Consider the following 14,913-nt stretch of genomic DNA (forward strand, 5'->3'; position numbering starts at 1 on the left):
GGTTAGTGTCCGTTTTTTTGGTAGCGCATCACTGCGCGATTATGCTCTTCCAGATTGTCTGAAAAATAGTGGCTGCCATCGCCTTTGGAAACAAAATACAAAGCCTGACTGAGTGCCGGATGCAGCGCTGCATGAATCGAATCAAGACCAGGCATGGCGATCGGGGAAGGCGGCAAACCTGCGCGCGTGTAGGTGTTATACGGCGTGTCAGCCAGCAGATCCCGTTTATGCAGATTGCCATCAAAAGCGCTACCCATCCCGTAAATCACACTGGGATCCGTTTGCAGACGCATACCCTTGCGTAACCGGTTGATAAACGCTGCCGCAATTAATGGGCGTTCGCTCGCCAGACCGGTTTCTTTTTCAATAATGGATGCCATCGTCAACGCCTGGTATGCGTTGCTGTAGGGCAAACCTGGCTGGCGCGCCGCCCATTCTTTGGCAAGATGCATTTGCATCGTGGCATAAGCACGCCGCAGAATGGAAATATCGCTATTGCCCGGATCAATATAATACTTGGCCGGGAAAAATAGCCCTTCGGCACGCGCCTCGGGAATATTCAGGGTAGTCAAAATCTGTGCTTCGGTCATCTTTGCTGTGTCATGGCGTATAGCCGGATGGATATTGAGCGCCACGCGCATCTGCTGGAAAGTCCAGCCTTCAATAAAAACAATCTCGCGCAGACTGACTTCACCGAGAATCAGCTTTCTGAGCAATTCATATGGTGTAGTTGGGCGTGACAATGTGTAGTGGCCTGCCTTGATACGCGCAGCATCTCCCGATAGCCTTGCCAGCAATTTAAATTTCCAGGCATCTTCGATCACGCCGGCCTGGCGCAACTGCTCGGCAACTGCAGGCAGGCTACTCCCCGGCATCAGCGTAAATTCGGCCGGCAGGGATTTCAGTGGAAGCGGCGTGCGCGCGTACCAGAACAACGCGCCACCCATTACCAACAAGGCGATCAGCAATACAACTATCAAGCGTTTAATCAAAGTCTGCTTCCAGTAAAGTCCGTATCAGCTGCGTGGCAGGATGCATCTGCCAAGACTGATGTGCCAGCGTACGGATTTGCCAGACACCGATCACGCTATTGCACAACATCAGCGCGTCTGCAGCGTACAAATCCTTAAGTTCAAATTCATCTATCCCTGTTTTCAAGCCTAACTCCGGCCCGGACGCAAGAATGCGTTCTCGCGTCGCGCCACATACCCCGCAGGCAGACAGATTAGGGGTGAGCAAGGCATTGCCGCGCACAATAAACAAATTACTCATCGTGCCGCCAACGACCTTACCCCCAATATCCAGCAGAATACCTTCCGCAATTTCCGGGCCATCCCATTCACTGCGTGCCAGCACGTTCTCCAGGCGATTAAGATGTTTGACGCCGGCCAGTGCGGGCTGCCGCCCAAGTCGTAAATCGCACACGCGGGCAATAATGCCACGTTCGGTGTGGCTGCGAGGATAAATTGGTATCGGGCTGCTGATCGTGATTGTACGTGACTCGACCAAATTCGCGGCAACGGCGTAGCCGCGTAGTCCGCTTCCTCGCGTCACGATGATTTTGACGACACAATCCGGCATATCACTGGCGATGCAAGCCAGATCCGTTTCCAGGATTGCTTGCTTGGGTGCAGATAAATTCAGCCGTGCACAATCCGTGACAATTTTCGCATATTGATCTGCCCATGCCTTGGGTTTACCACCGCGCAATAATAGCGTCCGGAAGATACCGTCGCCATAAGCCAGTCCACGATCCCGCGCATCCAGCAAGCCGGTTTCTATGCCGTTTACCAAAATCATCCGGCCAACCCCAGTGCCCGTAGCAAACCTTTGGCTTTGGCACGCGTTTCATCGAGCTCGGTCGCCGGGTCGGAGTCCGCCACAATACCTGCGCCTGCAGAGAAACTAATATGCTCGCCTGAGACCATGATGGTACGAATCAGAATATTCAAGTCCATATCCCCATCCCGGTTCAGATAACCCATGCTGCCGGTATACGCATAGCGTGGCGTGGCTTCGAGCTCGCGGATGATTTGCATGGTGCGCACCTTGGGGCATCCGGTGATCGTGCCTCCCGGAAACAGGGCACGGATCACCTGCACTGGCGTAATCCCTGCTCGCAGCTTGCCCACCACCGTTGATTCAATATGATGGACATAGGTATAACTGGCGACCGCCATTAATTCGGCTACCCGTACACTGCCCGGCACACATACCCGTCCCAGATCATTGCGTTCAAGATCTACCAGCATCACATGTTCAGCCCGTTCTTTGGGGTGGGCGACCAGTTCCGCGCAAGTTTGTGCATCCTTCTCGTGCTCGCTGTGGCGTGGATGCGTACCGGCAATGGGCCTGGTATGCACCATGCCTGCCTGTACCTGCACCAGGCGCTCGGGAGAAGAGCTGACAATGGCATGTTCATGAGTAAGGCGCGCCAATCCGGAAAAGGGGGCCGGGTTGCTGCGACGTAGCGTCTGGTACAGCGCCGGCGCAGGCGATTTACTTTGTACCCGGCCATGCCAGCGACGCGATAAATTAACCTGGAATACATCCCCGGCACGGATGTAACGCTGGATTTGCTTCACTTCTTCAAGAAAATCCTGTTCCGGGGTTTCGTGCAAATCACCAAGCGTAATGGGTATGTCACCGGCAGGCATCAGGCCGGCCAGATCATGCTGCAGTGTATCCAGAAGGTTCGCATACTCCGTTTCAGAAAATAACCAGGTTTCACCGCTGCGGCGGTTTACCATGACAGCTGCCGGTATCTGGATGATCGCAGCCAACGGGAAATCGGCGTCGACTGGACGGGAAGGTACCGTAGGCTCCAATCCCTCCAATAGCTCATAGCCCAGATAGAGAAACCAGCCACCACGGAATGGCAGGTGCCCAGTGGCCGGATCCGCCACACAACATGCTGCTCGCCATGCAGCATCCAGTTGATCCAGACACTGTTGGGCTTCACCGTTTTTGAATAACAGCGTTTGCTGCGGAAATGCCAGCAGAATATCCCAACCGTCACCAGACACCGTTTCCAGCAGCGCTGGATAGCGCTGTGGATCGGCTTGATGAAGGCTGAGTAGATCGATACTGCGAGGTAGGTAAAGTACGGGCACGGAAAGGGTAGCGCCGTGATAGAGCGCCCGGATTATATTTTGCGGAACACCAGCGTGCCGTTGGTGCCACCGAAACCAAACGAGTTCGACAACGCCACGTCAATTTTCATCTGTCGTGCGGTGTTCGGCACGTAGTCCAGATCGCAAGCTTCGTCCTGATCAAAAATATTGATGGTAGGCGGTGCAACCTGTTCATGCACGCTCAGCGCAGAAAATACAGCCTCTACCCCGCCCGCTGCACCCAGCAGATGCCCGGTCATGGATTTGGTTGAGCTGATTGCGGTTTTGTAAGCATGATCGCCCAAGGCGCGCTTTACAGCCATGGTTTCGGCCAAGTCACCCAGCGGCGTGGACGTGCCGTGAGCATTGATATAATCTACTTGGTCGGCATTCAAACCTGCGTTTTTCAGTGCATTGCGCATGCAGCGTGCTGCGCCCTCGCCATTTTCTACCGGCGCAGTCATATGGTAGGCATCGCCACTCATGCCGAAGCCAGCTACTTCTGCATAGATTTTTGCGCCGCGCGCCTTGGCGTGTTCGTATTCTTCCAACACCAAAATACCTGCACCCTCCCCCATGACGAAGCCGTCACGTCCCTTGTCCCAAGGGCGACTTGAGGTGGCCGGATCATCGTTACGCGTGGACAAGGCACGTGCGGCTGCGAATCCTCCCATACCCAGGGGGCTGATCGCCGATTCCGCCCCGCCCGCGACCATCACATCTGCATCCCCATATTCGATCATGCGGGCAGAATCGCCGATACAGTGGGTGGCCGTGGTACACGCGGTAACCATCGCCAGATTAGGGCCTTTGAATCCATACATGATGGACAGGTTGCCCGCGATCATATTGATAATCGAGGCCGGGATAAAAAAAGGTGAAATCTTGCGGGGGCCGCCCGCAAGATAAGTATTATGTGTTTCCTCGATCAGCGGCAAACCGCCAATCCCGGAGCCGATGTTGACGCCAATACGCTCGGCGTTTTCCTCGGTAACCTCCAGCCCTGCATCTTTCACCGCTTCGATCGCGGCGACCATGCCATACTGGATGAAGACATCCATGCGGCGGGCGTCTTTGGGATTAAGATATTGGCCCACATCGAAATTTTTTACGTCCCCGGCAATCTGGCAGGCAAACAGCGCAGGGTCGAAGCGGGTAATACGGGTGATACCGGATATACCCGCGAGGATATTGCCCCAGGATTCCTGAAGGCCTATGCCGACCGGGGACACAATCCCCAGACCGGTAATCACTACTCTACGCTTGGACAATAACGACTCCGCGAGACTCTGGTAAATTATTTGGCGAGATGGCTATTGATGTAATCAATGGCCAATTTGACGGTGGTGATTTTTTCAGCTTCTTCGTCAGGAATTTCACACTCGAATTCTTCTTCAAGCGCCATGACCAATTCAACTGTATCGAGCGAATCTGCACCCAAATCATCGACAAAGGAAGATTCGGTTTTAACATCCGCTTCATTTACGCCCAGTTGTTCTGCGACGATTTTCTTGACACGCTGTTCGATATTGTCCATCTAGATACTCCCAAGTATTAAACAAAAAGCGCTGGCATTCTAACAAACTTGCCAGCATTACCCAAATTGGAACGGTACCGCACAGGCCATTGGGCCATTGCTGAAACCGTTCACTCCATGTACATACCGCCATTCACATGCAGGTTGGCACCCGTTATGTATCCTGCCGCCCCGGAAGCCAAGAAACCCACTGCATGCGCAATATCCGCCACCTGCCCCAAACGTCCGAGGGGGATGTGCGTCAGCAACGCATCGCGCTGTGCTTCCGGCAGGGCACGCGTCATATCCGTATCGATAAAGCCGGGGGATACGCAGTTAACTGTGATGTTACGACTACCCACTTCACGCGCCAAGGATTTGGAAAATCCGACCAACCCTGCCTTGGTTGCCGAATAGTTGGTTTGTCCCGCATTGCCCATGGCGCCAACTACCGAGGCAATATTGATGATACGACCATAACGGGCTTTCATCATGGCACGAAGTACCGCCCGCGACAGCCTGAATACCGACCCGAGGTTGGTTGCAATCACATCATCCCATTCCTCATCTTTCATCCGCATAAGCAGATTATCGCGGGTGATGCCTGCATTATTGACCAGAATGGCAATTTCACCGAAGCGTTGCTGAATCTGTTCCAGCGCTGAATTAATGCTCTCGGCATCGGTCACTTGCAGCACCACCCCCGCACCTTGCAGTGCGGACTGCTGCAAGTAATCGCTGATCGCCTGAGCTCCCGTTTCGCTGGTTGCTGTGCCGACAACAATCGCCCCTTGTTTGCCCAACTCCAGTGCGATGGCTTTACCTATACCCCGGCTTGCGCCAGTAACTAATGCAATTTTTCCCTGAGCCATGGTTTCTCCTATCCAGCCAATACGGATTTGATCTCGTTGATCGCATCCACGCTGGTCAGCGCGTAAACCTGAATACTATTGTCAATGCGTTTACTGAGACCGGCCAGTACTTTTCCAGGTCCGCACTCAACGCTATGAGTTACGCCCTGAGCGGCCATAGCGCATATGGTTTCTACCCAACGTACCGGATTATAAAGCTGGCGAGCCAATGCGCTACGAATCTGTGCCGGATCACTATAAGCCATTACATCTGCGTTGTGCAGGACAGATATGCGCGGAGAGTGGATAGTCACGGATTCAAGGTACGCAGCAAGTTGCACTGCAGCCGGGCGCATCAACGCGCAGTGCGAAGGTACCGAAACCGGCAGCAACAAGGCGCGCTTGGCGCCTTTTTCCTTCGCCAGCACCATGCCTCGCTCAACAGCGGCCTTATTGCCGGCAATGACCACTTGCCCAGGCGAATTGAAGTTAACCGGTTCCAGCACCTCAGCTTGTGCCGCTTCTGTGCACACGCCTCGCACTACCTCGTCGTCCAGTCCGAGGATGGCCGCCATGGCCCCCACGCCTTCCGCAACCGCGCTCTGCATGGCTTCAGCTCGTAACCGCACCAGCGGCAGGGCATCCGCGAACGACAACGCGCCAGCCGCCACCAATGCGGAATATTCGCCCAGGCTATGCCCGGCCATGACTTCCGGCGACAACCCACCTTGATCTAGCCAGGCACGATAAGTAGCTACCCCGGCAGCAAGCATCACCGGTTGGGTATTCACAGTCATGCCCAACTGCCCGGCGGTACCGGAGTTGACCATTTGCCAGATATCCACACCCAATATATCCGCAGCTTCTGCAAATGTTTCGCGCACGATAGGCAGGCTGTCAAAGCCTTGCATCATACCTACCGACTGGGATCCCTGACCAGGAAAAACAAATGATAATTTCATCTATAAATCAAATAACTGAATTGATTAGCTAAGACCATTTAACAAGAACAGAACCCCAGGTAAAACCACCACCAAAAGCCTCCATCAGGACAATTTCACCCGCCTGGATGCGGCCGTCACGTACCGCCGTATCCAGAGCCAGCGGGATGGAAGCCGCGGAAGTATTGCCGTGGCGATCTACCGTAACGACAACGTTATCCATACTCATACCGAGTTTTTTGGCGGTCGCCTGGATAATCCGGATATTGGCCTGATGCGGCACCAGCCAGTTTACGTCAGATTTTTGCAATTGATTGGCAGCCAGTGTTTCATCCACAATGGCATCAAGTGTATTCACCGCCATTTTGAACACTGCATTGCCCTGCATTTGCATAGTCGGCCGTGCATCAGTAGGCCCGCTCGAGACACCGCCATTTACGTGTAGCAGATCTTTGTAGCGGCCATCGGCATGCAGGTGGCTGGAAATAATGCCGGGGGTTTCGCTGGCCTCAAGGATAACCGCCCCCGCACCATCTCCCCACAGTATGCAATTCCCGCGGTCGTTCCAATCGGTAATCCGTGACAGCGTCTCAGCCCCGATGACCAGGGCACGCCGTGCCTGACCCGCGCGGATAAAATTGTCGGCGATCGACAATGCGTAAACGAAGCCGCTGCAAACCGCTTGCACATCGAACGCAGCGCTGCCATTGCTCATGCCCAGTTTGTTTTGTACCAGGCAGGCCGTGCTGGGGAAAATCAGATCAGGCGTTGTTGTCGCAACAATGACAAGATCGATTTCTGCAACGTCAATTGCGGCTGCGGTCATTGCATTACGTGCTGCGGCAAACGCCAGGTCGCTGGTTGTTTCATGATCAGCGGCAATATGACGTTCGTGAATTCCGGTGCGTTCCACAATCCATTGGTCTGAAGTATCCACCATTTTTTCCAGATCAGCATTGGTGAGGATACGTTCCGGCAGATAGCTGCCGGTACCCGAGATTCTGGAATACATTTAAGCGACATCCTTATGCAGCGAGGCCATTTGTTGAGTAATGCGGCTTAACACGCCACTCCGTACTTCGCGCGCTGCCTGTTCAATCGCATGTTCAAACGCATAACGATCCGCGCCACCATGACTCTTGATCACAATGCCGCGCAAACCAAGCAGGGTGGCGCCATTATAACGACGTGGATCGACCCGTCTTTTAAACGCGTTCAGTACCGGCAAAGCGATAAATCCGGCCATCCGCGTAAACATGTTGCGTTTGAATTCTTCGCGCAGCATGGTGGCAATCATTTTTGCCAGTCCTTCGGAGCTCTTGAGGGCAATATTTCCAACAAAGCCATCACACACCACGACGTCGGTTGTGCCTTTGAAAATATCGTTTCCTTCCACGTTACCGTAAAAATTCAAACCACTACTGCGCAACAAATCCGCGGCCTGCTTGACGATGCCGTTGCCCTTGATCTCTTCCTCGCCCACATTGAGCAGACCCACGCTGGGCATATTACGTTGCTCAAGTGCCGATACCAGCATGGCGCCCATAATGCCGAACTGCAACAAATGTTCAGCAGTACAATCCACATTGGCACCCATATCCAGTACGTAAGTATGGCCTTTAACCGTGGGCATTTCGGCTGCAATTGCCGGGCGTTCAATACCAGGCAGCATTTTCAGGACAAAGCGCGCGGTAGCCATGAGCGCCCCGGTATTACCGGCGGACACGCAGGCGTTTGCCTCGCCACTCTTGACGAGGTCGATCGCGACACGCATGGAGGAATCTTTTTTTGTACGCATGGCAAGAGCCGGTGACTCATCCATGGCGATCACTTCCGTCGCCGGGTGAATTCGCAGACGTGAGCTCGTTTTGCCACGCCGCATACGCAACTCGGCCTCGACAACATCCGGCAGGCCCACCAGAACAATATTCAGTTCCGGGTCACGCGCAAGGCACTTCAATGCGGCGGGGATAGTGACATGTGGGCCATGGTCACCCCCCATGGCATCAATGGCCACGGTAACATCTCTCATGATTCGGGAATTGCGTCCAAACGTTGCACCATTGAATGCGCTGATATTGACATCAACAGGTAAGCCGACTCGCACGTCGTGACGCAAGTAAATTGCACAGAGCGGGTTCTGCGGAGCTTATTCGTCCTTGGTGCGCACCACTTTGCGTCCACGATAAAAGCCATTAGGGCTAATGTGATGACGCAAATGGACTTCACCCGTGGTTGGCTCTACAGCCAACGGCGGATTGGTCAGAAAGTCGTGCGAACGATGCATGCCACGCTTGGATGGGGATTTCTTATTCTGCTGAACTGCCATTTTAGTACTCCAATCAGGATTTCAGTTTTTGATGCTGTTTCAACGTTGCCAGCACGGCAAAGGGGTTGGGCTGACTCGCCTGCTGCGTTGTTCTGTCAGTTGGACAAATTTCAGCTCGATGAATCGGAGCCGCTGGAAGCGACAATAAAAGCTCATCCTCCAGCCATGCAAACCAATCGAACTGGCTATCTGCAAGCACGGCATCCTCCAGGCCATCAGCCTGGCGATCCCACAAATCCAGCTCCGCAACATTGCGCGCAATATATACAAGACTATTCGTTGCCAAATCCCAACCAAAATCCTGCATACAACGCTGACACTGCAATTGCAACTGGCCGCCTGCTTCCAGCCTCATGAATGCCCGGCCCGACTTTTCCAGCCCGGTTGCGATTCGATAATGAATTTCACCGGTGCTATCTGTCAGGGATTTGCATAGGCGTGTAAAATCACGCACCGCTATGACGCTTTCCAACTTCCTGGAGTCTTGCGCAAACGCAAGACAGTCAATGTGCGCCTGTTCCGACATAAGGCGCGCATGATATAATTTTCGTCTTGTGTTGTCAAAATAAGGCTTCGCCGCGTGATCAAGAAAATCCTCATAGCCAATCGAGGCGAAATTGCTGTTCGTATCGTGCGAGCATGCTCAGAACTGAACATTATTTCAGTGGCTATTTATACAGACGCGGACCGCCATGCACTGCATGTCAAAAAAGCCGACAAAGCCTACAATATAGGCTCTGATCCCGTACAGGGCTACCTGAATGCGCATAATATAGTCAACCTCGCTGTAGCGAGTGGCTGTGATGCGTTGCATCCAGGCTACGGCTTCCTGTCCGAGAATCCGGTCATTGCCGAAATTTGTGCGCGTCGTGGAATCAAGTTTATCGGTCCCAAGCCGGAGGTAATCCGCATGATGGGCGACAAGATTGAAGCGCGCAAAGCCATGATCAAGGCTGGCATTCCGGTCATACCCGGTAGCGATCACAACCTGGAAAATGTGGAAGAAGCGCGCACATTGGCAAATGGCATCGGCTACCCGGTAATGCTGAAGGCAACCAATGGCGGTGGCGGCCGCGGTATTCGTCGCTGCGATTCCGAAGCCGAACTGCTGAAAAATTATGATCGCGTCGTCTCCGAAGCGGGCAAGGCGTTTGGGAAACCGGAAGTCTTCCTGGAAAAATGTGTGGTTAATCCAAAGCACATCGAAGTCCAGATCATGGCAGATGCGCATGGCAATACCATCCACCTGTTCGAGCGCGACTGCTCCATTCAGCGCCGCAATCAGAAGTTAATCGAAATTGCGCCCTCGCCGCAGCTTACCGAGGCGCAGCGCCAATATATCGGCAAGCTGGCAGTGCGGGCCGCACGAGCAGTCGGTTATACCAATGCAGGGACAGTCGAGTTTCTGCTTGATTCAGACAATCAATTCTATTTCATGGAAATGAATACCAGATTACAGGTAGAACACACCATTACTGAAACAATTACCGGTGTGGATATCGTACAGGAGCAAATTCGCATCGCTGCCGGACTCCCTCTCCAATACAAGCAGGAGGATGTGCATTACCGCGGTTTTGCCATGGAATTCCGAATTAATGCAGAAGACCCGAAAAATGGCTTCCTGCCCAGTTTTGGTCGTATCACCCGTTATTACGCGCCTGGCGGCCCTGGTGTACGTACCGACGCCGCCATGTATAGCGGTTACGTCATTCCCCCTTACTATGACTCCATGTGCGCCAAACTCACGGTTTGGAATTTGAACTGGGAAAGCGTAATGGAACGTGGTCGCCGCGCTCTCAACGATACCGTCGTTTATGGCGTTAAAACCACCATTCCTTATTATCTTGAAATCCTGAAAAATCCGGATTTCCGTAGCGGCCACTTTAATACATCATTCGTGGATACCCATCCCGAGCTGATAAACTATGCGGTACGTCAGCCGCCCGAAATGATTGCGGCAGCCATATCGGCTGCCATTGCTGCCCATAACGGATTGTAATTCGTTCAACCAACAAGACTGCACCGAACAATGCCAAAAGTATTCATTTCCGACCTCGTCCTGCGTGACGGCCCCCAATCCCTCATTGCCACCCGCATGCGCACCGAGCATATGCTGCCGATTTGTGCCAAGCTCGACAGCGTCGGCTTCTGGTCGCTGGAAGCCTGGGGCGGTGCCACCTTTGACACTTGTGTACGCTTTCTGAGGGAAGATCCGTGGGAACGCCTCAAAAAGCTGCGTAAAGCCTTGCCCAACACCCCCATACAGATGTTGCTGCGTGGGCAGAATCTGCTTGGCTATCGGCACTATGCCGACGACGTGGTGCGCGCCTTTGTACAAAAATCGGCCGACAATGGCGTAGACGTATTTCGCATATTCGATGCGATGAATGACCTGCGCAATATGCGTGTTTCAGTTGAAGCCGTGAAAAAGGCAGGTAAACACGCTGAAGGCGCGATTTCCTACACCACCAGCCCGGTACACAACATCCCGCACTTTGTCGAACTGGCGAAAGGTCTTGCCGAGATTGGCTGCGATACGATCGCCATCAAGGATATGGCTGGTTTATTGACGCCTACCGCCGCCTTCGATCTGGTCACCGCCGTGCGCGCCGCAACCGGCCTGCCAGTGCATACTCACAGCCATGCCACTTCCGGCTTGGCCAGCATGGCCCATCTGAAAGCTGTCGAAGCCGGCGCAACCATCATCGACACCTGCATATCAGCTTTTTCCGAAGGCGCCAGCCACCCTACCACCGAAAGCATGGTGGCCGCGCTTGCCGGTACCGAATATGATACGGGGCTGAACCTCGCCCTGCTGGAAGAAATTGCCGCTTATTTCCGTGAAATACGCAAACACTACTGGCAGTTCGAAAGCGCTTTCACGGGCGTGGATCCACGTGTATTAATCAGCCAGGTACCGGGCGGGATGATTTCCAACCTGTCCAACCAGCTTAAGGAGCAAGGCTCGCTGGATCGCATGGATGAAGTACTCATGGAAATCCCGCGCGTGCGCGAAGACCTGGGGTACCCTCCGCTGGTGACGCCAACTTCCCAGATAGTGGGTAGTCAGGCAGTTATCAATATCCTCACGGGTGGGCGCTACAAAACCATCACCAACGAAGTAAAGTCCTACCTGCAAGGCCGATACGGACAGGCACCGGGCCACGTCAACGAGCAGGTACGCAGTCTCGCTATCGGCAATCAGGAAGTCATCACCTGCCGTCCAGCGGACATGATTCCTGACGAAATGGAAAAACTGCGCGGCGAAATCGAAGACTTGTCGAGGTCCGAGGAAGATGCGCTGACGTATGCAATGTTCCCCGACCTTGGCCGTACCTTCTTGCAAGAACGCAATGCCGGCACACTGGCAGCCGAAACTTTGCTGCCTGTAGAAGCCAAAAATGCGACCGCCACCACGCATTCTGCCGCAGACGAATTCCGCATCACCCTGCACGGCGAAACCTATCACATCCGGCTAACCGGCACTGGTCACGCCGGGCAGGCAGAACGCCCTTATTATGTATCCGTTGATGGCGTGACCGAAGAAGTTCTGGTCGAGGTCTTGAATGAAATCGAAGTAGGCTCCAATAGCAACAGCTCGCCCAAATCTGACGCGGACAGCAGCCGCAAAACCGCCTCGGGCGGAGGCCGCCCACGTCCCAGCCATGTTGGTCATGTAACAACCGCCATGCCTGGCAATATCGTGGATGTGATGGTTTCTACCGGCCAGAAAGTCAAGGCAGGCGACCCGGTGCTGGTGATCGAGGCAATGAAGATGGAAAACGAAATCCAGGCTTCGATTTCCGGGACGGTGATCGCTCTATACGTGACCAAGGGTGATACCGTCACCCCTGATCAAGCATTACTTGAAATTCAACCGGAATAAGCTTGCTCGCCTTGTCTCCTTTACCGCTGGTACTGGCGTCCACTTCACCTTATCGGCGTGAATTGCTGTCGCATCTGCAGATACCATTTACGATAATTGCACCGGAGGTGGATGAGACGCCCTTACCCGATGAAACACCGGAAGCAACCGCATTGCGCCTGTCACAGCTCAAGGCAAGGGCAGCGCAACCAGCCTACCCCAATGCGCTGATTATTGGCTCGGATCAGGTTGCAACAGTCGATGGACTCCAGGTCGGCAAACCGGGCTCACACGAAAAAGCGGTTGAACAGCTCCAACTGATGAGCGGGAAATGCGTTGTTTTTCATTCCGCGCTCTCGCTCTACAACAGTGCCAGCGGCAGTATGCATTCGACATCGGTACCAACCACAGTCCGGTTCCGTCAACTGAGCGCTGCCCAGATTGAAGCTTATTTACGCAAGGATCAACCCTACAACTGTGCCGGTAGCGCCCGTATCGAAAGCCTCGGCATTGCGGTGATCGAGAAACTCACAAGCGAAGATCCCAATGCGTTGATCGGCCTGCCTTTGATTGCACTGGTAAAAATGCTGGCTACGGAGGGCATGGACGTTCTCACTTGGAAATCAGCCAAGCCTCCTTTATCGGATCACGAAGGCTGAACCGGCAAAGTCAGCGCCGGCATTTTATCGATAGGCTTCATCGGTGCTGCATTTTCCGGGTGACCAGCTTGCTGTTTTGCTTCCCAACGTCGCTTGATCGCCTCGCGCTGTTTTTCCGGAAGACGATGGAATTTCCGGTAGTTTTCACGCGCTTCTTTGCGCTCTTCACGACTCAGGGATGCCCAGGCTTTGATACGCTTTTGAAATCGCAAGCGCGCTTGAGGGGTCATTTTCGGGTACTGTTCTGCTACCGCAATCAGGCGGGAACGCTGCAATGCCGACATGGTGTCCCATTGCACCGCCAGTGGCGCAAGCACATGCTGCTGCGCGATAGTCAACTGGTGCCATTGCGGAGCGGAATGCTTACCTGCCGCAAAACAGACAGATGAGAACACCAGCAACAGCCCGAAAATTATTGCTGGGAAGGATTTTTTACCCATTGCACAAGGCTGTTATCAAGATAAGCGTGGACAGGCAAATCGTCCGTTAACAATGCCGCATCAATCTGGGAAATATCGTCGCTTTGCTGTTTCATCGAAATCTGCCATATTCCGGTGGTCAGCAACATGATCACCGCAAATAATATGGCGACACTCATCACCCGATGATGGGAAAACCAGGATGCGCGATGCAAAGCATTGCCGGACAGGCCAAAACTTCCCGTACGACGCTGCTGCGCATGGACCAGTGCACGCTCGCGTGACTGACGCAAACGCAAAACCACCTCGGGACGAAGATTGTTGGCGTCCTCTTCCACGAAATGTATTAATTTTTTCGAGAACTCTTCTTCATTCATAATGTTATTTCCTTGCCCTCCAGGTATTTGGAAAGCGCATGAATTGCCCGAGAACAATGTGTTTTCACACTCCCCTCGGAACAACCCATGATCGAGGCAGTCTCGGCAGTGTCCATTTCCTCCCAATAACGCAGCAGAAAGGCTTCTCGTTGACGTGCCGGCAATTTTTCCAGCGCCTCCTGAATAATAACCAGCCTCTGGGCTGTATTCACCTGATTGGCCGGGTCATCCGACTCGGCAGTGGGCTGGGAATACTCGACCGCATCCTCGTCTCCAGAATGATCATTCTGGCCCGGAATGACAAATGAAATTGCCGTAGTCCAGTAGTTACGTACCTTCTGGCGACGAAAATAATCCCTGATGGCATTTTGCAAAATACGCTGAAATAGCATCGGGTATTCTTCAGCAGGCCTGTCAATGTATTTTTCCGCCAGCTTGAACATGGCATCCTGAACAATATCCAGTGCTGCCTGCTCGTCGCGTACGGTAAATGCCGCGTGCCGATAGGCGCGGCGCTCAACCTCTGCGAGAAACCGGGACAGCTGTTCGGTCGTAGACACGGAGAATACTTTTAATCAGTCTTTATCCGAACCACCCGTAGACGGGCGCTCTTCAAAACGCTGCAATTGATCCAGCCTGAGTTCACCGGTATTACCATTGGCATGGCGCAATACCAGCCATTCGCCTGATGGGCGCGTTTGTATATCCAGGGGCAGGACAATCTCCTCAAATTGCTGACCATCTGCATCCAGATAGCAAAGCCATAATGGGATCCGTCGCAGCACGGCAAATTCAAGTCGCTCGTGCTGCGCACACGCGATCGGCTGGTAGGTATTGCCGGAT

Annotated in this window: 18 protein-coding genes; 3 read left to right on the forward strand and 15 right to left on the reverse strand. The window is 53.6% G+C overall.

Annotated features, from left to right (window positions below; translation table 11 throughout):
* Positions 1–2: 2 nt before the first annotated feature.
* The 11 genes from mltG to ACYCZJ_RS12025 all read right to left on the reverse strand — a co-directional run bounded on the left by mltG (position 3) and on the right by ACYCZJ_RS12025 (position 9,105).
* The gene (gene mltG / locus ACYCZJ_RS11975) at positions 3–992 is read right to left on the reverse strand and encodes an endolytic transglycosylase MltG (RefSeq protein ID WP_461554459.1); all 990 of its coding nucleotides are present in this window, start codon (positions 990–992) and stop codon (positions 3–5) included.
* Positions 985–1,800 (reverse strand): aminodeoxychorismate lyase, encoded by an 816-nt coding sequence (pabC, locus tag ACYCZJ_RS11980; protein ID WP_461554460.1) that lies wholly within the window; start codon positions 1,798–1,800, stop codon positions 985–987. Before pabC ends, mltG begins: the two co-directional genes overlap by 8 nt.
* The gene (locus ACYCZJ_RS11985; protein ID WP_461554461.1) at positions 1,797–3,113 is read right to left on the reverse strand and encodes an aminodeoxychorismate synthase component I; all 1,317 of its coding nucleotides are present in this window, start codon (positions 3,111–3,113) and stop codon (positions 1,797–1,799) included. The genes pabC and ACYCZJ_RS11985 overlap by 4 nt, the downstream gene beginning before the upstream one ends.
* Before the next feature lie 32 nt (positions 3,114–3,145).
* Positions 3,146–4,384, reverse strand: a complete 1,239-nt coding sequence (gene fabF / locus ACYCZJ_RS11990; protein WP_461554462.1) for a beta-ketoacyl-ACP synthase II — start codon at positions 4,382–4,384, stop codon at positions 3,146–3,148.
* Between the two features lie 26 nt (positions 4,385–4,410).
* The gene (acpP, locus tag ACYCZJ_RS11995; protein ID WP_124705861.1) at positions 4,411–4,650 is read right to left on the reverse strand and encodes an acyl carrier protein; all 240 of its coding nucleotides are present in this window, start codon (positions 4,648–4,650) and stop codon (positions 4,411–4,413) included.
* 110 nt (positions 4,651–4,760) lie between these two features.
* Complete coding sequence (fabG, locus tag ACYCZJ_RS12000; protein ID WP_413436585.1) at positions 4,761–5,501, reverse strand: 3-oxoacyl-ACP reductase FabG; 741 nt, start codon at positions 5,499–5,501, stop codon at positions 4,761–4,763.
* A gap of 8 nt (positions 5,502–5,509) precedes the next feature.
* Positions 5,510–6,442 (reverse strand): ACP S-malonyltransferase, encoded by a 933-nt coding sequence (gene fabD, locus ACYCZJ_RS12005; protein ID WP_461554463.1) that lies wholly within the window; start codon positions 6,440–6,442, stop codon positions 5,510–5,512.
* A gap of 28 nt (positions 6,443–6,470) precedes the next feature.
* The gene (locus ACYCZJ_RS12010) at positions 6,471–7,433 is read right to left on the reverse strand and encodes a beta-ketoacyl-ACP synthase III (RefSeq protein WP_461554464.1); all 963 of its coding nucleotides are present in this window, start codon (positions 7,431–7,433) and stop codon (positions 6,471–6,473) included.
* Positions 7,434–8,453 carry a phosphate acyltransferase PlsX gene (gene plsX / locus ACYCZJ_RS12015; protein WP_461554465.1) on the reverse strand — a complete coding sequence of 340 codons (1,020 nt, stop codon included), beginning with the start codon at positions 8,451–8,453 and terminating at the stop codon, positions 7,434–7,436.
* Between the two features lie 117 nt (positions 8,454–8,570).
* On the reverse strand, positions 8,571–8,750 hold the full coding sequence (rpmF, locus tag ACYCZJ_RS12020) for a 50S ribosomal protein L32 (protein ID WP_461554466.1): 180 nt from the start codon (positions 8,748–8,750) through the stop codon (positions 8,571–8,573).
* 13 nt (positions 8,751–8,763) lie between these two features.
* Positions 8,764–9,105 carry a YceD family protein gene (locus tag ACYCZJ_RS12025; protein ID WP_461554467.1) on the reverse strand — a complete coding sequence of 114 codons (342 nt, stop codon included), beginning with the start codon at positions 9,103–9,105 and terminating at the stop codon, positions 8,764–8,766.
* A gap of 225 nt (positions 9,106–9,330) precedes the next feature.
* On the opposite strand from ACYCZJ_RS12025, the gene ACYCZJ_RS12030 reads away from it, so the two are divergent.
* The 3 genes from ACYCZJ_RS12030 to ACYCZJ_RS12040 are packed head-to-tail and all read left to right on the forward strand — an operon-like array spanning position 9,331 to position 13,274.
* The gene (locus ACYCZJ_RS12030) at positions 9,331–10,749 is read left to right on the forward strand and encodes an acetyl-CoA carboxylase biotin carboxylase subunit (protein WP_461554468.1); all 1,419 of its coding nucleotides are present in this window, start codon (positions 9,331–9,333) and stop codon (positions 10,747–10,749) included.
* A gap of 30 nt (positions 10,750–10,779) precedes the next feature.
* The gene (oadA, locus tag ACYCZJ_RS12035) at positions 10,780–12,636 is read left to right on the forward strand and encodes a sodium-extruding oxaloacetate decarboxylase subunit alpha (protein ID WP_461554469.1); all 1,857 of its coding nucleotides are present in this window, start codon (positions 10,780–10,782) and stop codon (positions 12,634–12,636) included.
* A 2-nt stretch (positions 12,637–12,638) separates the two neighbouring features.
* Entirely contained in the window at positions 12,639–13,274 is a 636-nt protein-coding gene (locus ACYCZJ_RS12040; RefSeq protein ID WP_461554470.1) for a Maf family nucleotide pyrophosphatase, read from the forward strand.
* On the opposite strand, the gene ACYCZJ_RS12045 is transcribed toward ACYCZJ_RS12040, so the two are convergent.
* From ACYCZJ_RS12045 to ACYCZJ_RS12060, 4 genes are all read right to left on the reverse strand, one after another.
* Positions 13,262–13,612, reverse strand: a complete 351-nt coding sequence (locus ACYCZJ_RS12045) for a DUF3106 domain-containing protein (protein WP_461554471.1) — start codon at positions 13,610–13,612, stop codon at positions 13,262–13,264. The two genes, ACYCZJ_RS12040 and ACYCZJ_RS12045, sit on opposite strands and share 13 nt — an antisense overlap.
* Before the next feature lie 74 nt (positions 13,613–13,686).
* Positions 13,687–14,070 (reverse strand): DUF3619 family protein, encoded by a 384-nt coding sequence (locus ACYCZJ_RS12050; RefSeq protein WP_461554472.1) that lies wholly within the window; start codon positions 14,068–14,070, stop codon positions 13,687–13,689.
* On the reverse strand, positions 14,067–14,630 hold the full coding sequence (locus ACYCZJ_RS12055; protein ID WP_461554473.1) for an RNA polymerase sigma factor: 564 nt from the start codon (positions 14,628–14,630) through the stop codon (positions 14,067–14,069). The genes ACYCZJ_RS12050 and ACYCZJ_RS12055 overlap by 4 nt, the downstream gene beginning before the upstream one ends.
* A 15-nt stretch (positions 14,631–14,645) precedes the next feature.
* Positions 14,646–14,855 carry a hypothetical protein gene (locus tag ACYCZJ_RS12060; protein ID WP_461554474.1) on the reverse strand — a complete coding sequence of 70 codons (210 nt, stop codon included), beginning with the start codon at positions 14,853–14,855 and terminating at the stop codon, positions 14,646–14,648.
* Positions 14,856–14,913: the final 58 nt, after the last annotated feature.

This window comes from Sulfuriferula sp. (assembly GCF_054605375.1).